This is a genomic window from Paraburkholderia diazotrophica (assembly GCF_900108945.1).
Lineage (GTDB): Bacteria > Pseudomonadota > Gammaproteobacteria > Burkholderiales > Burkholderiaceae > Paraburkholderia > Paraburkholderia diazotrophica.
Window position 1 is genome coordinate 95,407 of the sequence record NZ_FNYE01000004.1, and the last position, 22,323, is coordinate 117,729.

The 22,323-nt window shown below is 65.2% G+C and carries 16 protein-coding genes; 4 read left to right on the top strand and 12 right to left on the bottom strand.

Annotated features, from left to right (window positions below; all coding sequences use genetic code 11):
• Nucleotide 1 precedes the first annotated feature (1 nt).
• From BMW76_RS07100 to msbA, 5 genes are all read right to left on the bottom strand, one after another.
• Nucleotides 2-1,255 (bottom strand): glycosyltransferase, encoded by a 1,254-nt coding sequence (locus tag BMW76_RS07100; RefSeq protein ID WP_090864451.1) that lies wholly within the window; start codon nucleotides 1,253-1,255, stop codon nucleotides 2-4.
• Entirely contained in the window at nucleotides 1,252-2,520 is a 1,269-nt protein-coding gene (locus BMW76_RS07105; RefSeq protein ID WP_090864452.1) for an O-antigen ligase family protein, read from the bottom strand. Before BMW76_RS07105 ends, BMW76_RS07100 begins: the two co-directional genes overlap by 4 nt.
• The gene (locus BMW76_RS07110) at nucleotides 2,517-3,644 is read right to left on the bottom strand and encodes a glycosyltransferase family 9 protein (protein WP_090864453.1); all 1,128 of its coding nucleotides are present in this window, start codon (nucleotides 3,642-3,644) and stop codon (nucleotides 2,517-2,519) included. Before BMW76_RS07110 ends, BMW76_RS07105 begins: the two co-directional genes overlap by 4 nt.
• 263 nt (nucleotides 3,645-3,907) lie before the next feature.
• Nucleotides 3,908-4,987 carry a glycosyltransferase family 4 protein gene (locus BMW76_RS07115; protein ID WP_090864454.1) on the bottom strand — a complete coding sequence of 360 codons (1,080 nt, stop codon included), beginning with the start codon at nucleotides 4,985-4,987 and terminating at the stop codon, nucleotides 3,908-3,910.
• Nucleotides 4,988-5,122: 135 nt separating this feature from the next.
• Nucleotides 5,123-6,916, bottom strand: a complete 1,794-nt coding sequence (gene msbA / locus BMW76_RS07120; protein WP_090864455.1) for a lipid A export permease/ATP-binding protein MsbA — start codon at nucleotides 6,914-6,916, stop codon at nucleotides 5,123-5,125.
• A gap of 336 nt (nucleotides 6,917-7,252) precedes the next feature.
• Between msbA and BMW76_RS07125 the strand changes: the two genes are divergently transcribed.
• Complete coding sequence (locus tag BMW76_RS07125) at nucleotides 7,253-8,020, top strand: glycosyltransferase family 2 protein (protein WP_090864456.1); 768 nt, start codon at nucleotides 7,253-7,255, stop codon at nucleotides 8,018-8,020.
• Between the two features lie 65 nt (nucleotides 8,021-8,085).
• Here BMW76_RS07125 and dnaE read toward each other — a convergent pair whose 3' ends face one another.
• Nucleotides 8,086-11,673 carry a DNA polymerase III subunit alpha gene (gene dnaE, locus BMW76_RS07130; protein WP_090864457.1) on the bottom strand — a complete coding sequence of 1,196 codons (3,588 nt, stop codon included), beginning with the start codon at nucleotides 11,671-11,673 and terminating at the stop codon, nucleotides 8,086-8,088.
• 282 nt (nucleotides 11,674-11,955) lie between these two features.
• On the opposite strand from dnaE, the gene BMW76_RS07135 reads away from it, so the two are divergent.
• Both BMW76_RS07135 and gluQRS read left to right on the top strand, forming a co-directional pair.
• Nucleotides 11,956-12,828, top strand: coding sequence for a sulfurtransferase (locus BMW76_RS07135; protein ID WP_090864458.1), 873 nt, complete (start codon nucleotides 11,956-11,958; stop codon nucleotides 12,826-12,828).
• 44 nt (nucleotides 12,829-12,872) lie between these two features.
• Nucleotides 12,873-13,754 (top strand): tRNA glutamyl-Q(34) synthetase GluQRS, encoded by an 882-nt coding sequence (gene gluQRS, locus BMW76_RS07140; RefSeq protein ID WP_090864459.1) that lies wholly within the window; start codon nucleotides 12,873-12,875, stop codon nucleotides 13,752-13,754.
• Between the two features lie 114 nt (nucleotides 13,755-13,868).
• Here gluQRS and BMW76_RS07145 read toward each other — a convergent pair whose 3' ends face one another.
• The 6 genes from BMW76_RS07145 to purT all read right to left on the bottom strand — a co-directional run bounded on the left by BMW76_RS07145 (nucleotide 13,869) and on the right by purT (nucleotide 21,241).
• Complete coding sequence (locus tag BMW76_RS07145) at nucleotides 13,869-15,323, bottom strand: DEAD/DEAH box helicase (RefSeq protein ID WP_090864460.1); 1,455 nt, start codon at nucleotides 15,321-15,323, stop codon at nucleotides 13,869-13,871.
• Nucleotides 15,324-15,801: 478 nt separating this feature from the next.
• Complete coding sequence (locus tag BMW76_RS07150; protein ID WP_090864461.1) at nucleotides 15,802-17,238, bottom strand: aldehyde dehydrogenase family protein; 1,437 nt, start codon at nucleotides 17,236-17,238, stop codon at nucleotides 15,802-15,804.
• 87 nt (nucleotides 17,239-17,325) lie between these two features.
• On the bottom strand, nucleotides 17,326-18,978 hold the full coding sequence (locus BMW76_RS07155) for an acetolactate synthase large subunit (protein ID WP_090864462.1): 1,653 nt from the start codon (nucleotides 18,976-18,978) through the stop codon (nucleotides 17,326-17,328).
• A 310-nt stretch (nucleotides 18,979-19,288) separates the two neighbouring features.
• Nucleotides 19,289-19,660: an MliC family protein gene (locus BMW76_RS07160; protein WP_090864463.1), complete on the bottom strand. Its 372-nt coding sequence runs from the start codon at nucleotides 19,658-19,660 to the stop codon at nucleotides 19,289-19,291.
• Between the two features lie 114 nt (nucleotides 19,661-19,774).
• Nucleotides 19,775-19,966 (bottom strand): DUF6726 family protein, encoded by a 192-nt coding sequence (locus BMW76_RS07165; RefSeq protein ID WP_245763146.1) that lies wholly within the window; start codon nucleotides 19,964-19,966, stop codon nucleotides 19,775-19,777.
• Between the two features lie 60 nt (nucleotides 19,967-20,026).
• Entirely contained in the window at nucleotides 20,027-21,241 is a 1,215-nt protein-coding gene (gene purT, locus BMW76_RS07170) for a formate-dependent phosphoribosylglycinamide formyltransferase (RefSeq protein WP_090864465.1), read from the bottom strand.
• Between the two features lie 293 nt (nucleotides 21,242-21,534).
• On the opposite strand from purT, the gene BMW76_RS07180 reads away from it, so the two are divergent.
• Nucleotides 21,535-22,149 carry an META domain-containing protein gene (locus BMW76_RS07180; RefSeq protein ID WP_090864467.1) on the top strand — a complete coding sequence of 205 codons (615 nt, stop codon included), beginning with the start codon at nucleotides 21,535-21,537 and terminating at the stop codon, nucleotides 22,147-22,149.
• The last annotated feature ends 174 nt before the right edge of the window (nucleotides 22,150-22,323 follow it).

Consider the following 22,323-nt stretch of genomic DNA (forward strand, 5'->3'; position numbering starts at 1 on the left):
TTTACTTCATTCCGCGAAGCCGCCGCACGAGTTGCAGCATGCGTCGGCTTGCGTTTTCCGGCGCAAACGACGCCACTTTCCTGTTGGCGTTTTCGATCTGCGCGCGGCGCGCGGCGCTGTCCGTCAGCAGACGCTCAATCGCCGCCGCCATCGCGCCGACGTCGCCTGGCGGCACGAGCAGACCCGCGTCGCCGCCGTCTAAAAGATCGCGCGGCCCCGTCGGACAATCGGCGGAAACGACGGGCGTGCCGATCGCCATCGCTTCGCCCAGCACCATCGGGCAGCCTTCGTAGCGGCTGCTCAGAACCAGCATCTCCGCACGTCGTATGTACGGGAATGGATTCGCGCGAAACCCGAGGAATTGCACGTGAGCGCCGATGTCCAACTCGGCCGCGAGTTGCTCCAGCTTGGCGCGGTCGCGGCCTTCGCCGATCAGCACGAGATCGATCGGCGTCGCGGCGCGTCGGCGAACTTCGGCGAACGCGCGCAGCAGCGTCGAGTTATCCTTTTGCCCCTCGTCGAGCCTTGCCACCGACACGATATACGGATTCGCCGGATAGTCGACGCTCGCCGTCGCGTCGCGCCGGATTCGCGCGATGTCGATCACGTTTGGCAGCTCGACCAGGTTCAGCCGGTCGCCGCCGGAAAGCGACTCGGCTTCACGCGCCATGGCCGGTGTGATCATCGCGACGGCGGCATAGCGCCGGTACTGGTTCATCCTTCGCGCGATAAAGCGCGCGCCGCGGTTGCCGATGCGGGTCGCGAGACTGAAGTGGCTCACGCCGACCACGGGCACGTCGCAGCGGCCGGCCAGATGGCGCAGCGAAAAATCGTAGTCGCAGACGATGTCGAAGCTTCGCGCGATCCGCGTGAAGCGGCGCGCGGCCAGCGGCCTGACGACGCCATACGTCAGCAGCTTGTGATAGAGCTTCTTCGCGCCCTTCAGCTTGCGCTTGCGCGCGATCAGATGCGTGCCGTGCATCCAGCCCGGCTCAGCCAGCACGTAGACGGGGACATCGGCGGGAATCGAATGGGCCTGCCAGAACGCGAGATCGTCGGTCGGATACGCGACCGAGACGGCCGGCGCGAAATGCCGTCTGTCCAGCGCATTGAGCCACGCGAGCAGCGAGGTTTCCGTACCGCCTTTGCCGAAGTCGTTGATATGGAACAGGATGCGCAACGGCGCGCCGTCGGCTTCGCGCACATGCGCGTCGCGGGCTGTAACCGGTTTGGGGGCTTCGTGGCGGAGCGTCATGACATCACCGTGCGCGTTTCGCGGCTGCGCTCGCCGATTCCCAGCAGCAGACCAGAGAAAGACCAGAAAGCGAGAATTGTCGTTTGCCACATAAAGTCGTCCGTCAGATTCTTCGCGAGCATGCCCGCGACGAGCGCGATACCCGCTGCGCTGACGAGCGGCTCGACATGACGCAAATTCCAGAAGCGCGCGATGAGCGCGAGCAGCAGCACGGATTGCAGCGCGAGGCCGATGATCCCCGTCTGCAGCCACGTGTTGATGAACAGATTGTGCGCATGCGTCAGCGCCTGAGGCTCGAGCGTGAGCAGGCTCGCGGGCATCTGGTTCCGATAGGCGATGCCCGGCAGCGGCTTGCCGAAACCGATGCCAGTCCACGTATGCTCGGCGCCCACGCGCTCGTAGAACGCCCACAGCTTGGGACGCGTATCGTTCGACACCGTGTCGCCGATGCCCATCAGCGCGGGCGGCAGGTAGATCTGATGTCCGCCGATATGAAAGTCGCCTTGCGCCGGACGCGGCGCCGCGTCGCCGTAGCGCAGCCGCGCGCTGAGTTCGAGGCTTCCGAGCGCCGCAGCGGCCGCGATGATGCACACCACGCCCGCGATCAGCATCCGCTTGCGGTAGAACGGAAACAGCGCGACTAGCAGCGTGATCGCCGCGGCGGGCCAGAAGAAACGATTGAGCGTGGCGAGCCCGACGAACAGGCACAGGATAAGCCCCGTCATGCCGACTGCCCGCCAGCGCGCGCGCAACATCACGCCGGAGAAGAGCGGCATCGCGAAAACGGCCAGCGTGCTCGTATGGCCGACGCGGTTGTAGTAGTGAAGCAGAAACGTATCGGCCGTGGGCGGCTGCAGATGGCCCCAGTTGACGATGCTCGTGAGCGCCAGCAACGCGGCGGCGATCCACGTGACGGCGACGAAGGACGCCGGCCGCTGCGTGCGGCTGCCGACGACCCAGAAGCCGAGAAAGGCGACGAACGGATAGAGAATCTCGTCGAACCACTGATGCAGGCTGACGGGTTGCGCGCGCGACCATACGACGGCAGCCAGCGCCCATGCGGCCCACGCGCAGATCGGCAGGACGAGCGGCCAGCGGCGCAGCGCCGGCGTGTCCGATGCGCATGCGGCGCACAGCGTGCCGATGGCCAGCAGCGCGAGACCGTTGTAGACGATCGCGGTCATGTGTCCGAACATGACCGCAAACAGGATGATCGGGCAGGCAACCCAAAGCACGCGCTCTCCGCGCGCCGCCAAGTTTTTCATGAGACTCCCAGTGCAACGCTCAACGCCCGGCAGACGGAATCGACCGTCAGGCGACCCATGCAGGCAGCGTGATCGCCGCGCCAGTCGACGCAAGTCTCCGCGTTGCGGTCGCAACGGCGGACCCACGGCACCTCGCGGCGAAAAATAAACGGCTCGTCACGGCACGGCATATCGGCGATCGTGACGGGCACGAACGGCACATCGCTCCAGTATTGACCGGCGCCGTGAATCAGCGCATTGCCGGGACCGAAGAGCGCGATCGTCGGCACGCCGACGAGGCGCCCCAGATGCGCGACGCCCGTATCGGGACACACCACCGCACGTGCGCCGGCGAACAGATGCCACAGTTCGCCGAGCCCGAGCCGTCCCGCCAGATTCGGGTGCCCGGGGTCGGGATCGATGCGGCGAATCAGATCGGTTTCGCCGGGGCCACCGCTCCAGACTGGCAAGTATCCGAGGCCGGCAACGTATTGCGCGACTTCGCGCCAGCGCGCGTCCGGCCACCGCTTCACGGCCGTGCTCGCGCCCGGATGCAGCACGACATACGGCCGTTGTTTGAGCCGTTCGTCCAACACGGCTGAAGCGGCGGGCTGCGGCCAATCCTGTGTCCGGTAATGACGCGGCGGCTCGCCATCCACCAGCTCCGTCGCGAGGTCGGCCCAGGCGGCCGGCTTCGACGGATACGAAATGTGTTCGTTGACGGGCCAGTTCTTCCATGCGGGCACATCGGCTGCATGCGCAACGATCCAGCGGCAGCCCGCGCCGAGCGCAAGCCAGCTATGCCGGTTGTCGCCCGCGACAATGCCCAGATCGTACGGGCCCGAGCGCAACACGCGCTGCACCGTCGACAGATCGCGCGGATCGAACGGCAACGCCGTGACGTCGAACGGCCGCGCGGCATACAGCGGCACGATCGGCTTCGGGCACGCGAGCACGATGTCCGCCTGCGGATACTGCGCGCGCAGCTTCGCCAGCAACGGCGTGAGCAGCAGCGTATCGCCGAGCAGCAGATGGTGAGCAATCAGGATGCGCGCCGGCGCGGCGGGCCGGCGGCGCAATGGCTTGAGGGCGAGCCGCGGAACGGCGCGCGCAAAGATTCGGATACGTCCGGACAGTCGACTCATTGGGTGATCGCCGCGTTGGCCCTCTTCAGCGATTCCCATCTGCTGCTCACCTTGATGACAGCAGGCCGCTCTTTTCTCATACAAAACATTTCCGACGGTGTCATCTCTGATGCCCGCTGATACGTGAGCGCAACTTATCGCAAAAAAGGCGCGCAATGACTTCCGTTGCCCGTCACCCGAAATACGCGGTCGTTCGACGATTAATCTGCATCAGAAGCGCCTGATTTTACCATGTGGCCCTCCAATCCCAGCCCCGCAAGCGGCTAGCGGGCGCGGCTCAAGCGCTGCGCCAGTTTCAACAGCGTCGCGACGTGAGCCGCCACGCTCGTGTCGTAGAGCACGGAGCCGGCGGGCACGCGCGGGCCGGCAGCGGCATGGACTTCGGCTGATGACGCATTCACTGCGCGCTCGATCGCCGCCCGCAACGCGGCCACGTCGCCGTGTGCAAAAACGAACTTCGCCTGCCCGGCAATCGCCGAGCAGCAGCCGATTGTCGACGGGAAGATGACGGGCGTGCCGCACATCACCGACTCGACGCCGACCAGTCCGAAAGGCTCATATTCGGATGCGAGGATCGTGAAGTCCGCGGCACGGTAGCAGTCTTCGATTTCACGCACGTAGCCGATATGGCGGATGCGCTCTGCCGGCCTGTCGAGCGGCCGGCCCGCAACCGCGACGACGACGCGCGGATCGATATCGCGCAGCGCGGCTTCGATCAGCGGCAAGCCCTTGCGCCGGTGGCTGCTCGACGGAAACAGCAGCACGATTTCGTCGTCGGCAAAGCCGTAACGCTTGCGCAGCGCTGCGCGCGTCGCGGCGTCGACGGGCGTGAAGCGCGTTGAGTCGACGGGCGGATAGAGCACTTCGATCTTCGTCTCGTCGACGCCGTACAGCTCGATCAGCTCGTCGCGCATCAGATCGGAATGCGCGACGATCACCGCCGAGCGCTCGTACTGGCGCTTTTCGAGTTCGATCTGCCGCCGGTCGGAACGCTTCGCCGGGCGGCGCGTCGCGCGCAGAAAGCCGATGTGCGTACCGCCGCAGATCGCGATATCGGAAGAATCGACACGGTTGCAGCCGATCAGCACGTCGACGCGCGCGGCGTGGCGTGCCCTGCGCAGACGGGCCGAAAACCACACGTCGCGCCATTTTCCCGGCAGCAGCGACACGGGGATTCGATGACGCTCGACAAGTCCGCTCTCAGGCACCGACATATCGAAGCGCCGCGCGAAGAATGCAGGCTCGATGCCGATGCCGGCGAATCCGCGCACGAGGTCCATCGCATAGCGTTCGAGGCCGCCGCTGTATTTGAGCGCGTTGGCGGAGATTCCGATTTTTAGCATTGAAGGGGCTTTGCCGGAGCGTCGATCGAACGGGTATGAACGCCGAGCGCGCGGTGCGAACGCGGCACGTCGGCGTCAGCGGGCGAGGGCGAGACAATTCGCGCCGCGCGCTCAGCGATGCGCGCGCGCATCCGCTCACGCCGCATGCTGCTGAAACTGGATCCGATGCAGATGCGCGTACAGCCCGTCTTGCGCGAGCAGTTCGCGATGACTGCCGCGCTCGACGATGCGCCCCGCGTCGAGCACAAGAATGCGGTCCGCGCGTTCGATGGTCGACAGGCGGTGCGCGATCACGAGCGTCGTGCGGCCCTTCATCAGCGTTTCGAGCGCGGCCTGTACATGGCGCTCTGACTCGGAATCCAGCGCCGACGTGGCTTCGTCGAGAATCAGGATGGGCGCGTCCTTGTAGACCGCGCGCGCGATTGCGAGCCGCTGGCGCTGGCCGCCCGACAGCATCATGCCGTTGTCGCCGATCAGCGTGTCGATGCCGTTCGGCATCGAGGCCACCGTGTCCCACAGATTGGCCGCGTGCAACGCCGCTTTCACGCGCTCGGCGTCGGCTGCCTGGCCATACGCGACGTTGTTCGCAATCGTGTCGTTGAAGAGCACGACGTCCTGGCTCACCATCGCGATCTGGCTGCGCAGCGCGTGAATGCCGTACTCGGGCAGCGCGATGCCGTCGACGAGAACCTTGCCGCCGCTCGGATCGAAGAAGCGCGGCAGCAGGTTCACGAGCGTCGTCTTGCCGCTGCCCGACGGGCCCGCCAGCGCGACCATCTCGCCCGGCGCGACCTTGAACGACACGCTATCGAGTGTCTGCCGCTGCATCGGGCCGCTCGCGCCATACATGAACGACACGTCGCGGAATTCGACCTCGCCCGTCGCCCGCTCCAGCTTGCGCCCGCCGCCCTCCGGCTCCGACGGCTCGTCGATCAGCCCGAAGATCAGCTCGGCCGCCGTCATGCCGCGTTGCAGCGGCTGGTTCACGTCCATCAGGTGCTTGAGGGGCGAAATGATCAGCAGCATCGACGTGACGAACGCGACGAAGCCGCCGACCGTCGTCTGATCGTGCGACGACTGCACGACGGCAATCGTGATGACGACCGCGAGCGCGATCGACGCAAGGAACTGCGTGAGCGGCTGCGCGAGACCGCCCGACACTGTCATGCGCATCGAGTAGCCGCGCAGGCGCTTGCTCATCTGCGTGAAGCGGTCGATTTCGTACTGCTCGCCGTTGTGGACCTTGACGACCTTGTAGCCGCCCACCGTCTCTTCGACGATGTACGACAGCTCGTTCGTGAGCGTCTGGTGCTCGCGGTTCAGCCGCCGCAGCCGCCGGTTGATCTTGCCGACCAGCCAGCCGATGCCCGGCAGCAGCACCGCGACGATCAGCGTCAGGCGCCAGTTCAGATAGAACAGGTAACCGAGCAGGAACACGACTGTCAGCGAATCGCGCACGAGCGTGACCATCACGCCCGTCAACACGTTCAGGATCTGGTTCACCTCAAAGACGATCGCGTTGATCACCGTGCTCGCCGTCTCGCGCTGAAAAAACGCGACGCTGCCGTGGATCATCCGGTTGAACATCGTGAGCCGCAGATCGAGCAGAATCCGGTTCGATACATACGACAGCAGATAGCCCGACGCGTACTGCGCGACGCCGCGCACGAGCGCGAGGCCGATCACGGCGAGCGGCACGTACCATTTCGCGCTGTCGCTGCCGTGCGAGCCGAAGCCATGATCGAGCAGCGGCTTGAGCAGCGCGGGAATGCCGGCCTCGGTGGCGGCGACGGCGCCCATCGTAGCGATGGCGGCGATGACGGTCCAGATGAGCGGCTTCACATACGGCCACAGACGGCGCAGCACGACGACTGACGACGATACTTCACCCGAGCCGATGGGTTTGCTTAACGTTGGCTTGGCGCTCAAGAGATCCTCTGGAAATGCGGACGCGCTTCGCGGCGTCCCGCCGCGTCCATGAACCGCCCCTCGGGCGGATTTGCAAATGCGACATTGTAAACCGTCCAGGTTGCTATCCCGGGTCGGCCGATTGACGGTAAAAGCCCGCATTGGCGGAGTGTCCTGGCTCGTCTTGCCTGGGGTTGGCCGGGTTGGCCTTTTCAGTAGCGCGGGGCGTGATATGCGTTGTGCTGTGCGCTGTGCCGTGCGCGGTGCTGTGTATACTTGCGCAACTTTCGCTGGGCTCTGACGGCGCTTCAGCAGCAGAGCGCGCGCCGTCCGCCTTTTCTCCCGCTTTCGACTCGCATGACACAACCCACGCTCGGCGTCGCCATCATCACGAAGAATGCCGCGCGCAGGCTCGACGAATGCCTGCGGGCCGTCGCGTTCGCCGACGAGATCGTCGTCGTCGATAGCGGCAGCACCGATGGCACGGTCGAGATCGCCCGCGCGCATCGCGCCCGCGTGCTCACGCACACCGACTGGCCGGGTTTCGGTCCGCAGAAGAACCGCGCCGTCGACGCGCTCACTACGACATGGGTCCTGTCGATCGACGCCGACGAAGTCGTGACGCCCGAACTGGCCGTCTCGATTGCGAGCGCACTGGCCGCGCCCGTCGCGGATGTCTATGCGATCGACCGGCTGTCGGCGTTTTGCGGTCACTGGGTACGCCACAGCGGATGGTACCCGGACTGGATTCCGCGCCTCTTCAAACGCGGCGCCGCTCGCTTTTCCGATGATCTCGTGCACGAGCGACTCGTGTACGATACGCCCGCGAAGCGCCTCGAAGGCAAGCTGATGCATCACTCGTACGAAGACTTCGAGACGGTGTTGCGCAAGCTCGACGCGTATTCGACGCTGGGCGCACAGCAGCGTCACGCGGCCGGCCAGCGCGGCAGCTTCGGCAAGGCCGTCGCAAGAGGCACGTGGGCGTTCGTGCGGACGTACCTGCTGCGGCGCGGATTTCTCGATGGGCGCGCGGGCTTCATGATCGCGATGTTCAATGCGGAAACCGTGTACTACCGGTTCGTGAAGCTCGCGCAACTGGGCCGCAAGAACGCTTCGGGCCGTTGAACGAAGCGGAGGCCCGCTCGCGCGAGCCGGCCTCTCGTTCATCACTCGATCGATCTGTCGATCAATCAGTACACGATCTCGATCGCGCTGCCTGAAAACTCGTTGCGCAACGCGGCCAGCAATTCGTCCGTCGGCTTCACGCGCCACGCATCGCCGAGCCGCACCTCGCCTTCCGCGTTGTCGCTGCGATAGACGATCTGCACGGCGAGACCGTTAGGCATTGGCGCGGATGGGCGCTGCCCACGGCCCATATCCCCGTTCTGGCCGTTCTGGCCATTCTGCCCATACTGACCGCCACGGCCACTGCGACTCGACGCAGCAGCGGGCGCAGCGCTTTCGGCATCTTCCGGCTTCGCGCAATGCGCTTCGAGCACACGCCGCAGCGCGTGGGCGTCCGCGTTGCCGTTCATCCGCACCTTCACCGCCTGTGCGTAACGCGTGCGGGCGCGGCCGAGATCCATCGGCGTATCGACGGTAAAACGGATGCCGCCCGTGAACGCGTCGTTGCGCGCCTGGCCCTGCACGACGAGCAGTTCGTCTTCCTTGAAGAGCTGCTTGTGCGCCTCGAACTGTTCGTTGAAGACGGTCACTTCGCACTGGCCCGTGCCGTCGTCGAGCAGCGCGATCAGCATCTTGCCGCGCTGGGTCATCTGCGTGCGCAGCGAAACGATGACGCCCGCCACCAGCTTGTCGCGCCCTTCCTTCAGTTCGCCGATCTTCTGCCGCACGAAGCGCCGCACTTCGTCCTTGTACGCGTCAAACAGATGGCCCGACAGATAGAAGCCGAGCGCCGTCTTTTCTTCCTGCAGGCGGCGCTTGTCCGGCCACACGGGTTCGTCAACAAGCTCATGCCCTTGCGACGGCGCATCGCCCATGTCGAACAGGCCCGCCTGCATCGCGTTGGCGCTCGCCTGATCGGCGGCTTCCATCGCGAGCGACACCGACGCGAGCAGTTGCGCGCGGTTCGGGTGCAGCGAATCGAACGCGCCCGCGCGAATCAGCGCTTCGATCGTGCGGCGGTTGACGATGCGGCGATCGATACGGTTGCAGAAATCGAAGAGATCGACGAACGGACCGTCTTCGCGCGCGCGCAGGATTTCTTCGATTGCGTTCTGGCCGCTGCCCTTTATCGCGCCCAGGCCATAGCGAATCGTGCGCGAACGCTTGCCGTCGCTTTCAGCAACCGGCTCGAATCGATAGGCGGACAGATTGATGTCCGGCGGCAGCACGGCCATCTTGTTCGCGAGGCAGTCTTCGAACAGGATCTTGACCTTGTCCGTGTCGTCCATCGCGAGCGACATGTTGGCCGCCATGAATTCGGCGGGATGATGCGCCTTGAGCCACGCGGTGTAGTACGCGAGCAGCGCATAGGCGGCCGCGTGCGACTTGTTGAAGCCGTAGCCCGCGAACTTCTCCATCAGGTCGAAGATCTCGTCCGACTTCTCGCGCGTGAGGCCGTTCGTCGCGGCGCCCTCGGCGAAGATCTCGCGGTGCTTCGCCATTTCCTCGGGCTTCTTCTTGCCCATCGCGCGGCGCAGCAGGTCGGCGCCGCCCAGCGAATAGCCGCCGATGATCTGGGCCATCTGCATCACCTGCTCCTGATAGACCATGATGCCGTAGGTCTCTTTCAGAACAGGCTCGACGCGCGGGTCCGGATACTCTACTGTTTCGCGGCCGTGCTTACGCGCGCAGAAGCTCGGGATCAGATCCATCGGCCCCGGACGGTACAACGCGACCAGCGCAATGATGTCCTCGAAGCGGTCGGGCTGTGCGTCCTTCAACATGCCCTGCATGCCGCGGCTTTCCAGCTGGAACACGGCGACGGTGTTCGCTTTCTTGAGGATCGAGAACGAGGCCGGGTCGTCGAGCGGCACTTGCGAGAGCGACCAGTTTTCCTTCGACGGGTCCAACCGGCGGATGTATCGCTCGGCCCAGTCGAGAATGGTCAGCGTGGTCAGGCCCAGAAAGTCGAACTTCACGAGGCCGACGGCTTCGACGTCGTCCTTGTCGTACTGGCTCACGACGCCGCTTTCGTCGCCCTGCGTATAGAGCGGACAGAAGTCCGTCAGCTTGCCGGGCGCGATCAGCACGCCGCCCGCGTGCATGCCGACGTTACGCGTCAGGCCTTCCACGCGCTGCGCGAGCTCGAGCAGCTGGTGTACTTCGTCTTCGTTGTCGAAGCGCTCCTGCAGCAGCGGCTCTTCCTTCATCGCATCGGCAATGGTCACGTGCTTGCCGGGCTTGAACGGAATCAGCTTCGCGACGCCGTCCGTGAACATGTAGCCGAGATCGAGCACGCGGCCGATGTCGCGCACGGCCGCCTTCGCGGCCATCGTGCCGAACGTCGCGATCTGCGACACGGCATCGGCGCCGTACTTCTCCTTCACGTACTGGATCACGCGATCGCGGCCGTGCTGGCAGAAGTCGATATCGAAGTCGGGCATCGACACCCGCTCCGGATTCAGAAAACGTTCGAACAGCAGGTTGTAGCGCAGCGGATCGAGATCGGTGATGCCAAGCGCGTACGCGACGAGCGAGCCCGCGCCCGAGCCCCGGCCCGGCCCGACGGGCACGCCGTTGTTCTTCGCCCAGTTGATGAAGTCCGCGACGATCAGGAAGTAGCCGGGGAAGCCCATCTTGATGATCGTGCCGCATTCGAAATCGAGACGCGCATAGTACGTCTCCCGCTGCGCGTCGCGTTCGGCCTGATCGGGGTACAGCTGCTCGAGACGCTTCTCCAGCCCTTCCTTCGACAGTTGCACCAGATAGTCGTCGAGCGACATGCCATCCGGTGTCGGGAAGAGCGGCAGCTTCGGCTTGCCGAGTTCGAGCGTGAGATTGCAGCGCTTCGCGATCTCGACGGTGTTCGCGAGCGCGGACGGAATGTCCGCGAACATCGCGGCCATCTCGTCTTGCGTGCGGAAATACTGGTCCGTCGTAAAGCGCTTCTGGCGACGCGGATTCGCGAGAATATCGCCCTCGGAAATGCACACGCGCGCTTCGTGCGCGGTGAAGTCGTCGGCCGTCATGTACTGCAGCGGATGCGTCGCGACGACAGGCAGCTTCAGCGAAGCGGCCAGCGCGACCGCATGCTGCACGTACGTCTCGGCGCCCAGCTGCCCGCTGCGTTGCAGTTCGATATAGAACGCGTTCGGAAAGACTTTCGCCCAACGCGATGCATTGCGCTTGGCGGCTTCCTCGTTGCCCGCCGCGAGCGCGATGCCCACGTCGCCGTGCTGCGCGCCCGACAGCGCAAGCAGTCCCTCGGCGAGGCCGCTTTCGAGCCACGCCGCCTCGACTTCCGCGCGTCCGCGATACTGGTTCGTGAGCCACGCCTTCGACAGCAGTTCGCACAGGTTCAGATAGCCGGTCTTGTTCTTGACCAGCAATAGAAGCCGCGAAGGCTTGTCGCGGTCGTCGGGATTCGTGATCCAGACATCGCAGCCCGCAATGGGTTTGACCCCTTTGTCGCGGGCTTCCTTGTAGAAACGGACGAGACCGAATGCGTTGCCGAGATCGGTGAGCGCGAGTGCGCCCTGACCGTCTTTGGCAGCGGCGGCGACGACGTCGTCGAGGCGCACGATGCCATCGGCAATCGAGAATTCGGAGTGAACGCGGAGATGGACGAAGCGGGGATCTGACATGGGCGACATTGTAACCCTGCCCTCCCGAAAATTTTCGGCAAAACGGCCCTGAACCGGCCCGTTGGCCATCCGGCCAGGCGGGCTCGCGCGTGGCGCTTTTACGGCGGCGATCCGCGCGCATGTAGGTCGGCCATTCGGGCTATTCGCGCGCAAGTCAATATGCCGCCCGGCAGATTGCGAAGCGATCCGCAGGATGAGGGATAATACGGACTCGCACCAATTCCCCGCCGTACACGTGCTGCGCCCGCCATCGACGCGCGCCGGGGCACGGCGCTTTATCGCTGGACCAGCATGAATATCCTGAATCTCTCGGCCTACCAGTTCTCGACGCTCGACAAGACGGTCGAATGGCGGCCGCTCGTCACCGCCCGCTGCAACGAGCTCGGCTTGCGCGGCACGATCCTGCTCGCGCCGGAAGGCATCAACCTGTTTATCGCCGGTGAAATCGCGCAAGTGCGCGAGTTCATCGACTACGTCCGTCATGACCCTCTGTTCGAGGGCAAATTCGCCGAGCTTCAGTTCAAGGAAAGCCTGTCGGAGACGCAGCCGTTCCGCCGGATGCTCGTCAAGCTCAAGCGCGAAATCATCACGATGAAGAAGCCGGCCATCAAGCCGGAACTGGGCCGCGCGCCCGCCGTCGATGCGCGCAGGCTCAAGATGTGGCTCGACCGCGGTCACGACGACGCGGGCCGCCCCGTCGTGATGCTCGACACGCGCAATGCGTTCGAAGTCGATGTCGGCACGTTCGACAACGCGCTCGATTACCGCATCACGAAGTTCAGCGAATTTCCGGCTGTGATCGAGCGGAACCGCGCGGACCTCGAAGGCAAGACGGTCGTATCGTTTTGCACGGGCGGCATTCGCTGCGAGAAGGCGGCGATCCACATGAAGGATGTCGGCATCGAAAACGTCTACCAGCTGGAAGGCGGCATCCTGAAGTACTTCGAGGAAGTGGGCGGCGCGCACTACAACGGCGAGTGCTTCGTGTTCGACTATCGCACCTCGCTCGATCCGAGTCTGCAGCCGACGGCCACCGTGCAGTGCTTCGGCTGCCGCAGCGTCGTCACGCCGGAAGACCAGAAATCGCCGTACTACGTGCCGGGCAAGACCTGCACCGCCTGTCATCCGCAAGCGCAACACGCCAGCGCAGCGCGCGCGGCGTAACCCGCGCGCGCACGCCGTGATGGCTCGATGCTGACGTTCGCTGCATGACAGCCTATCGCGGACGTTTCGCCCCGTCGCCGACCGGCCCGCTGCATTTCGGTTCGCTGGTCAGCGCGCTCGCAAGCTGGCTCGACGCGCGCGCGCATCGCGGTACGTGGCTCGTGCGGATCGAAGACATCGACGGTCCGCGCACCGTCCCCGGCGCGGCAGAAGATATTCTCGAAACACTTGCGCGCTTCGGCATGGTCGCCGACGAGCCGCCCGTCTGGCAAAGCCGGCGCATGCCGCTTTATCAGCGGGAATTCGAACGCCTGCAATCGACAGGGCTCGTTTATCCGTGCGGCTGCACGCGCAAGGAGATCGCCGATTCGCTCGTGCACGCGCATGCGCGCCATACGACGCTCGCCTATCCCGGCACCTGCCGCAACGGCCTGAACGGCAAGCCCGCGCGCGCATGGCGATTGCGCGTGCCCGACGGCGATGCCGCCATCGTTACGTTCGACGATCGCTGGCAAGGCCCGCAGACGCAGAATCTCGCGACGGAAGTCGGCGATTTCGTCTTGCGCCGGGCCGACGATCAGTGGGCGTATCAACTGGCCGTCGTCGTCGACGATGCGGATCAGCGCATCACGCATGTCGTGCGTGGCGCGGATCTGCTCGACTCGACGGCGCGTCAGATCTATCTGCAACAGTGCCTGCGCGCGCCGACGCCCTCTTATCTTCACGTGCCCGTCGTCACGAATGCCGACGGAGAAAAGCTCAGCAAGCAGACGGGCGCATTTGCGCTCGACGCAAGCCGGCCGCTCGTCGCGCTCAACGACGCGGCGTTGCATCTGGGGCTGAAGCCGAGCGGGACGGCTGCGTTGTCGCGGGAAGCGTTTTACGCCGAAGCGATCGGGGCGTGGTCGGAGCGCTTGAAACGCTGACGCGTCCCGCGCGGTGCGATGAAGAGCATGAAGAGAAATGAAAACGGCGCCAGCAATGGCGCCGTTTTCAGCCAGTCTCGCCGCTCAGCGTGCCGCCGATGGCGTTAAGCGATATCAGTTCGAAGAGGTCGTCTTGCGCGGCATCCCGAAACCGCCCAGCAGCGCAGCGAGCGGCTGTTTCGAAGCCGGCTTCTGCGGCGCGGCCGGCGCCTCTTCGCGCTTGGCGGAAGCGGACACGGCCGAAGGCGACGGCTCGTACGGCTTGAAGAAGAAATCGTCGACGGGCTGCTGACGATGATGCGCCCCATGCGACGGACGCTCGTGCGCACCCGTCGTGCGACGGCGGCTACGGTCGTCGCGGTCGCGCCGCGAGCCGCGCTCGTCGTGGTGATGACGCACAGGCGTATCGACGGCGAGACGCTGCACGTCCAGCGGACGCTTGATCAGCTTCTCGATGTCGGCGAGCTGCTTGCGCTCGTTCGGGCTGAATAGCGACAGCGCGTCGCCCGATGCGCCCGCGCGGCCCGTCCGGCCGATCCGGTGCACGTAGTCTTCGGCGTTGAACGGCAGATCGAAGTTGATCACGGCAGGCAGTTCCGCGATGTCGAGACCGCGTGCCGCCACATCCGTCGCCACCAGCGCTTCGATTTCGCCGCGCTTGAACGCGTCGAGCGCCTGCATCCGTTCGCTTTGGGTGCGGTCGCCGTGAATCGCGGTCGCGACCACGCCGTCGCGTTCCAGCTGGCGCGCGAGACGGCTCGCGCCGATCTTGCTATTGCAGAACACGATCACCTGCTTGAGGCTGCGTTCGCGGATCAGTTGCACGACAGCGCCCGTCTTGTCGCCCTCGGCCACTTCGTAGACGATCTGCGTGACGTTGGTCGCCGTCGAGTTGCTGCGCGCGACTTCGATCGTCTGCGGGTCGCGCAGATAAGTAGACGCGAGCTTCTTGATTTCGGGCGAAAAGGTCGCCGAGAAGAGCAGTGTCTGGCGCTCGCTCGGCAGCAGGTTCAGGATGCGCTGCAGATCGGGCAGGAAGCCCATGTCGAGCATGCGGTCGGCTTCGTCGAGCACGAGCATTTGCACCTGGCCGAGATTGGCCGTCTTCTGCTGCACGTGGTCGAGCAGGCGCCCCGGCGTCGCGATCAGGATTTCGACGCCGCGCCGCAGTTCCGCCGATTGCGGATTCATGTCGACGCCGCCGAATACGACGGCACTGCGCAGCGCCGTGTGCTTCGCGTACGACTGCACGTTCGCGGCGACCTGGTCGGCGAGTTCGCGCGTCGGCGTGAGGATCAGCGCGCGGACGGGGTGGCGCGCGGGCGACGCGCTCGTGTTCGCGAGCGGCAGCAGGCGCTGGATGATCGGCAGCGAGAAGCCCGCTGTCTTGCCCGTGCCTGTCTGCGCGGCGCCCATCACGTCCCGGCCGCCCAGCACGACGGGAATCGCCTTGGCCTGGATCGGCGTCGGCGTCGTGTATCCCTGTTCCGCGATGGCTTTGAGGATGTCGGCGTGAAGACCGAACTGGTCGAAGGTCACGGTGCTGGGCGTGGTTGCTGTGTCGGACATGGTGGCTTTCGCTAAAAATGCGCTTGGGCGGAACCGCTTGCGCGTTGCCAAAGGCGGGCGCCCGGGCGTCCGCTCAAACTCTCTTGCAGCTTCTTCTGCAGCGGCCGGGGCCGCGGAGGGCATCAGGATGAAGGCGGAGCCACGGCGTCCATCACAAGACCCGCCCTTGGTATCACCAGATACCAGTATCGGCAGGCAGGCATGCGGCCGGCTCCGGCCGGCGGAAACATCCGCCGGAAAGGCCGGTATTGTAGCACTTCGGCTTCTGGCCTGTTCTTGTGGGACACCGGCCTGCGTCGCCCGGGGACGGCCGCGCCATCGCCCGGCGCGACGCCCGGCGCGAGCGGAACGGAGCGGACGTGTCCGACGCGGGCAGCGTAGACGGCGAACGAGTCAATCCGGTGACAGCCGCCTGACATGCGAATGAAGCGGCAAACAGCCCGCGTCATGCGCAGCCGCCCTCGTTCCTCACCCGACCTCACCACGTCTCGCGCATCACCATCAGGCGCAGTTCCGTCATGTCCTCGATCGCGTAGCGGATGCCTTCGCGCCCGAGGCCCGAGTCCTTCACGCCGCCATACGGCATATTGTCGACGCGGAACGACGGCACATCATTGATGACCACGCCGCCTACTTCCAGTTCGTCCCACGCCTGATGCGCGTGCGCGAGCGAATCGGTGAAGACGCCCGCCTGCAATCCGAAATCGCTGTCGTTGACGGTTGCGAGCGCGCTTTTGAAATCGTCGAACTTTTCGAGAATTGCGACGGGCCCGAACGCCTCCTTACGGTACAGATCGGTGTCGCGCCCGACGTTTTCGAGCAGCGTCGCTTCGAACATCGCGCCGTCCACGTTGCCGCCCGCAACGATCTTCGCGCCCGCCTTCACCGCGCCGTCCATCCAGCCCGCGAGCCGCCGCGATTCGGACTCGGAGATCATGGGCCCGACGAAGGTCTTTTCGTCCTTCGGGTCGCCCATCTTCAGCGATTTCGTCTTCGCGATCAGCTTCTCGCGCAGCGCGTCGTATAGCGATGCGTGCGCGAGAATCCGCTGCACGCCGATGCAGCTTTGTCCCGACTGATAGAACGCGCCGAACGCGAGCCGGTCGACGACATAATCGAGCTTGTCGCGCTGATCGCCATCGACGATCGCGGCCGCGTTGCCGCCCAGCTCCAGGATCACCTTCTTCTTGCCCGCCTTCGCCTTCAGGTCCCAGCCGACAGCAGGCGAGCCCGTGAACGACAGCAGCCTGAAGCGCTCGTCGGTGGTAAAGAGATCGGCGCCGTCGCGATGCGCGGGCAGGATCGAGAAAGCGCCCTTCGGCAGATCGGTTTCCGCGAGCACCTCGCCGATGATCAGCGCGCCGATTGGCGTGCGGCTCGCCGGCTTGAGCACGAACGGCACGCCCGCCGCAAGCGCCGGCGCGACCTTGTGCGCAGCGAGGTTCAACGGAAAGTTGAACGGCGAGATGAACGAGCATGGCCCGATGGGCACGCGCTTCACATACGCGTGATAGCCCTTCGCGCGCTGCGAGATTTCGAGGTTGACGATCTCGCCGTCGATGCGCACCGATTCTTCCGCCGCGACCTTGAACGTATCGATCAGGCGCGTGACTTCGCCGCGCGAATCGTTGATCGGCTTGCCTGCCTCGATGCACAGCGCCATCGCGAGTTCGTCGAAGCGCTCGCGAAAGCGCTTCACGCAATGTTCGAGCACCGCCTGGCGCTTGAACGGCGGAAACGCGCGCAACTCGGGCATCGCGGCGACCGCGAGGCCGATGGCCTTGTCGATCGCCGCCGCGTCGGCGAGCGCGACGCGCGTGGCGACTTCGCCGCTGAACTTGTCGGTGACTTCGAGATCGGTGTTCGCGGCTACCGCGACGTTCGCGAGGTAGTACGGGTAACTCTTCTGCAACATGACACGTTCTCCTTGATCCGATCAAAGGAGCGCAGCAACGGCCGTTCCGCATCCGCCGCGCCGCGCGCCGGGGAAAGCGGCGACACGTCAAAGCTGCGCCGACAGCCGCTTGATCTCGCGATTGAGCACGCGCTCGTTGTCCGAGTAGTCGATGGGCACGTCGATCACATGCACGCCGGGCGTCGCGAAGCACTCGCGCACGAGCGGCGCGAATTCGGCCGCCGACGCGATCCGGTGTCCTTGCGCGCCATAGCTCTTCGCGTAATCGACGAAATCGGGGTTCTTGAGCGTCATCCCGTAGTCGGGGAAATTCATGTTCTCCTGCTTCCAGCGGATCATGCCGAACGCGTCGTCGCGCAGGATCAGCACGACGAGGTCGAGCTTCAGGCGCACGGCCGTCTCGAGTTCCTGCGAGTTCATCATGAAGCCGCCGTCGCCGCACACGGCCATCACCTTGCGCTCGGGCAGCACGATCTTCGTCGCGATCGCCGACGGCAGCCCCGCACCCATCGACGCGAGCGCATTGTCGAGCAGCAGCGAGTTCGGCTCGTGCGCGCGGTAGTAGCGCGCGAACCAGATCTTGTACATGCCGTTGTCGAGACAGATGATGCCGTCGACGGGCATCGTCTCGTACACGTCGTTGACGATGCGCACCGGGTACATCGGGAAGCGGTCGTCGTGCTGGCCCTTCACGAGATGCGCTTCGAAATGCTCCTTGATCTCCTTGAAGCGCGCGAAGTCCCAATGCTCGCCCTTGCCCTGCAACGCCTCCTTCATTTGCCACACGGCATTCGCGATATCGCCGACCACTTCGATCTGCGGGAAGTACACGGGGTCCACTTCCGCGCCGAGAAAGTTGACGTGAATCACCGTCTTCTCGCCGGCATCGGCGCCGCGCATGAAGAACGGCGGCTTTTCGATCACGTCGTGGCCGACGTTGATGATGCAGTCCGCGTGATCGATCGCGCGGTGCACGAAGTCGCCGTCCGACAGCGTCGCGTTGCCGAGCCACAGCGGATGCGATTCGTCGATCACGCCCTTGCCCATCTGCGTCGTAAAGAACGGAATGCCGATCTGGTCGACGAATTCGCGCAACATCTTGCGTGTGGTCTTGCGGTTGCCGCCCGCGCCGATCATCAGGATCGGATGCTTCGCGTCGGCGATGGCCTTCACCGCGCGCTCGACGGCTTTCTCTTCGGCGACGGGCCGGCGGCTGTAGCTCTTCGGAATCGGCTTGCCGTCACCCTCTTCATGCGCGACGTCCTCGGGCAGTTCCAGATGCGTGGCGCCCGGGCGCTCTTCTTCGGCCTGGCGGAACGCCTCGCGCACCGACGCGGGAATATTGCCGATCGACACGATCTGCCGCGTGTACTTGGTGAGCGGCTCCATCATCCGCACGACATCGACGATCTGGAAGTGGCCCTGCTTGCTCGACTTGATCGGCTTCTGGCCCGTGACCATCAGCATCGGCATGCCGCCTAGCTGTGCGTACGCGGCCGCTGTCACGAAGTTGGTCGCGCCCGGACCGAGCGTCGCCAGGCAGACGCCCGTGCGGCCCGTGAGGCGGCCATAGGTCGCGGCCATGAAACCGGCCGCCTGTTCGTGGCGGGTGAGGACGAGCCTGATCCGGGAGCGGCGCAGCGATTCGAGGAGATCGAGATTTTCTTCGCCGGGAATGCCGAACACGTACTCGACGCCTTCTGCCTCCAGCGATTTGACGAACAGATCCGATGCTTTCATGGGAAGTCTCGCTTGACGAACGCAGACCACGTCACCGTTGCGGCGCGCGGACAAGGATGATCGAAAACGATGACAGCCGCGCAACGGCATCAGAAGGAGGCGCGGCTCGTGTGTCGCAGACAGCTTACTCCGGGTGGGGAAATCGTGTCGGCGTGCGTCCGCGGTGCGTGGGGCAGGCCGTGAACGATGAGCGAGCACACGTGATGTGCGAGGGAATCCACAAGAACGAGGGTCGGGCCCGGCACCCGGCGCGAGCAAGCGCTGCGCCGAACGACATCAGCAACACGTTAGCCGCGCGTCAGCGCACGAGTCAGCGCACGATCGTCACGCAATCGGACAACATCGGCGGCGCATTCTCTCCGAGCATCGCGTCGTACAGCGTGGCCTGCGGGCCTTTCGTCCACCACGTATAGCTCGCCGCCTGATACTTCGCACCCGATCCCGACAGCACGTTGACGAACAGCATCTGCTTGCCCTTGACGGGCAGGATCGCGAAGCTCTGTCCGTTGCTCGTGTTCAGATACGTGACCTGCAGAATGCGTCCCGTCGCACAGGTGTATTTCTGCGTGACGCGATGCGTGGTCCTGATGTCCGGCAGCGGCATCAAGTCCGCAGCGCGGGCCGCGCCCGATACGGCGGCGATCGTCAGCAAGCCCATCAACGCACACTGCCTCATGCTCATCGAAAGCCTCGTTTTTGGATGACGCAGCGACGCCGCTTTTCCCACTGCTGTTCCCATCATTTTTGCGGCCATCATCGCGCGGCGGGCCGCTGACGCGCGCGATTCAAACACGGTTCAAGGATCGATCACGTCGGCGCATGCGTCCGTCGGCGCGGCGGCCGCATGGCCGACCACGGGCACGATCTTCAGCCCCGCCGACGCAATCCGGCACGGCGCGGCGGCAAGGCCGCAGCCGCTCAGCGTCGCCATCAACGCGACGGCCGATGCGAGCAGCGCGGCTCGCCGCACGAGTCCGCCGCATTGCACACCACCTGCCCGTTTCGCTTTCACGCGCTGCTCCTCACCTGCGCCGCATCTACGTACCGACTACTTCGCCGACACCGGCTTCACGGCCGCCGCTGCCTGCTTTGCGCGCTGACGCGCTTCGCCGATGTCGCGCCCCGTCGCGAGCGCCACGCCCATGCGGCGCTTGACGAAGCTCTCCGGCTTGCCGAACAGGCGCAGATCCGCGTTCGGCACGGCGAGCGCGTGCGCGACGCCTTCGAACGCGATGCCCGCTTCGTCGAGCCCGCCGTAGATCACGGCCGATGCGCCCGGCGCGCGCAGCGACGTATCGACAGGCAGACCAAGGATCGCGCGCGCGTGCAACTCGAACTCCGACAGACGCTGCGACGCGAGCGTCACGAGCCCCGTGTCGTGCGGGCGCGGACTCACTTCCGAAAACCATACGTCATCGCCGCGCACGAAAAGTTCCACGCCGAACAGACCCCGGCCGCCGAGCGCCGCCGTCACCTTGTGCGCGACTTCGCGCGAGCGCTCGAGCGCGAGCGGGCTCATCGGCTGCGGCTGCCACGATTCGACGTAATCGCCCGCCACCTGCACGTGCCCGATGGGATCGCAGTAGTAGGTCGAAGTCTGCTGCGTGGAGGGGTCGATTGCGCGCACGGTCAGTTGCGTGATCTCGTACTCGAAGTCGATAAAGCCCTCGACGATCACGCGCCCGTAATTCACGCGCCCGCCTGCCATTGCGTACTGCCATGCCGCTTCGACGTCGGCGTCGCTCTTGAGCACCGACTGCCCCTTGCCCGACGACGACATCACCGGCTTCACGACACACGGATAGCCGACCTTCGCGATGCCCGCCTTCAGTTCGTCGAGTGAATCGGCGAACGCATAGGGCGAAGTCGGCAGGCCGAGTTCCTCGGCAGCAAGACGGCGGATGCCTTCGCGGTTCATCGTCAACTGTGTGGCGCGCGCCGTCGGGATCACTTCTGCCAGGCCATCGGTTTCGATCGCGGCGAGCGCATCGGTCGCAATCGCCTCGATTTCCGGCACGATTAGATGCGGGCGCTCCTGTTCGACAAGCGCGCGCAAAGCCTTCGCATCCGTCATGTCGATCACGTGCGCGCGATGCGCGACCTGATGGCCCGGCGCGTTCGGGTAACGATCGACCGCGATCACTTCGACGCCGAGCCGTTGCAGCGCGATGATCACTTCCTTGCCCAGCTCGCCCGCGCCGAGCAGCATGACGCGCGTGGCGGAAGTCGAAAGCGGTGTGCCGATGCGTTGGCCGATCTGCATGGAAACTCCAGAGAATTTTTACGAAACGCGGGTGGAATGAATGACTGCGGCGATGTTAACATGCGCGGCCCCTGCGCCTGCGCGCCGCGCGTGCCGATAAACCGTCCGCAGGCCGCGCTTCGAGCCGGTGAATTGCAACGGCTGCACGCGATGCATCGTGCATGGGCGCATCCGCGCCGCCGGGCATTTCGCCCATGCGCGCCGATGTGTTTTGCCGGGCGCGTTTGCGCTCGCATGCGGCAAGCGTAGTGCGATACCCTTACGCCTTCGCCAGTTTAGAGAGGAACGACGACATGCAGCCCACGTCCGCCACGCCACGCGACGCACGCTCGAACGCAACATCCGGCGCATCGTCGAATGCACTGGGCGCTGCATCGTGGGCATCGTTCCGACGCCGCGCCAGACACGCGACGACCGCGCGGGCCCTGCTTGCCGCCGTGTCGGTCGCCGGCCTGCTCGCCGCCTGCGCGATGCCGAAGCATCCCGACGTCGAAGCCGCGCCGCCCGATCCGTTCAACCCGGCGGCCACGCAACTGCTCGACAACACCGACTGGCAGCTGAGCGGGTGGAAAGTGTCTGGCGGCGGCACGCGCGACGTGCCGGGCAGCGCGAGCGGCGAACCGATCACGCTCGTGCTGTCGACGGAAAGCGGCCTGCGCCGCGCGAGCGGCTTCTCGGGCTGCAACCGCTATACGGGCACCTACATGCTGAAGGACGGCAAGCTCAGCTTCGGTCCGCTCGCAGGCACGCGCATGGCGTGTGCGACGCCGGGCGGCAAGATCGAAGCCGCGTATCTCGATGCGCTCACACATGTCGAGCACTCGGGCGTCGACATGCGCAAGCCGCAGCAACTGCAACTGATCCTCGACAACGGCGACACGCTCGTGTTCGCGCGGCGCAGCCAATGACGATGCGGCCGGCGAGCGTCCGCACTGCGCGCGATGCGTGTCGAGGCGCCCGCTCGTGCGTTGCCGCGGCATCGCGCGCCGATGCCCACGCGCCGCATGCGACGCCGGCCTTCGAAGCACAATGCTTCGTCCGATTAAACTCGACGGGTTGCGCGAGCGCGCGTCCGTCATTCG

What these genes read in the sequence shown, in the direction of transcription:
- BMW76_RS07100 (WP_090864451.1), bottom strand. Translation starts at nt 1,255, where the DNA reads ATGACGCTCCGCCACGAAGCCCCCAAACCGGTTACAGCCCGCGACGCG.
- BMW76_RS07105 (WP_090864452.1), bottom strand. Translation starts at nt 2,520, where the DNA reads ATGAAAAACTTGGCGGCGCGCGGAGAGCGCGTGCTTTGGGTTGCCTGC.
- BMW76_RS07110 (WP_090864453.1), bottom strand. Translation starts at nt 3,644, where the DNA reads ATGAGTCGACTGTCCGGACGTATCCGAATCTTTGCGCGCGCCGTTCCG.
- BMW76_RS07115 (WP_090864454.1), bottom strand. Translation starts at nt 4,987, where the DNA reads ATGCTAAAAATCGGAATCTCCGCCAACGCGCTCAAATACAGCGGCGGC.
- BMW76_RS07125 (WP_090864456.1), top strand. Translation starts at nt 7,253, where the DNA reads ATGACACAACCCACGCTCGGCGTCGCCATCATCACGAAGAATGCCGCG.
- dnaE (WP_090864457.1), bottom strand. Translation starts at nt 11,673, where the DNA reads ATGTCGCCCATGTCAGATCCCCGCTTCGTCCATCTCCGCGTTCACTCC.
- BMW76_RS07135 (WP_090864458.1), top strand. Translation starts at nt 11,956, where the DNA reads ATGAATATCCTGAATCTCTCGGCCTACCAGTTCTCGACGCTCGACAAG.
- gluQRS (WP_090864459.1), top strand. Translation starts at nt 12,873, where the DNA reads ATGACAGCCTATCGCGGACGTTTCGCCCCGTCGCCGACCGGCCCGCTG.
- BMW76_RS07145 (WP_090864460.1), bottom strand. Translation starts at nt 15,323, where the DNA reads ATGTCCGACACAGCAACCACGCCCAGCACCGTGACCTTCGACCAGTTC.
- BMW76_RS07150 (WP_090864461.1), bottom strand. Translation starts at nt 17,238, where the DNA reads ATGTTGCAGAAGAGTTACCCGTACTACCTCGCGAACGTCGCGGTAGCC.
- BMW76_RS07155 (WP_090864462.1), bottom strand. Translation starts at nt 18,978, where the DNA reads ATGAAAGCATCGGATCTGTTCGTCAAATCGCTGGAGGCAGAAGGCGTC.
- BMW76_RS07160 (WP_090864463.1), bottom strand. Translation starts at nt 19,660, where the DNA reads ATGAGCATGAGGCAGTGTGCGTTGATGGGCTTGCTGACGATCGCCGCC.
- purT (WP_090864465.1), bottom strand. Translation starts at nt 21,241, where the DNA reads ATGCAGATCGGCCAACGCATCGGCACACCGCTTTCGACTTCCGCCACG.
- BMW76_RS07180 (WP_090864467.1), top strand. Translation starts at nt 21,535, where the DNA reads ATGCAGCCCACGTCCGCCACGCCACGCGACGCACGCTCGAACGCAACA.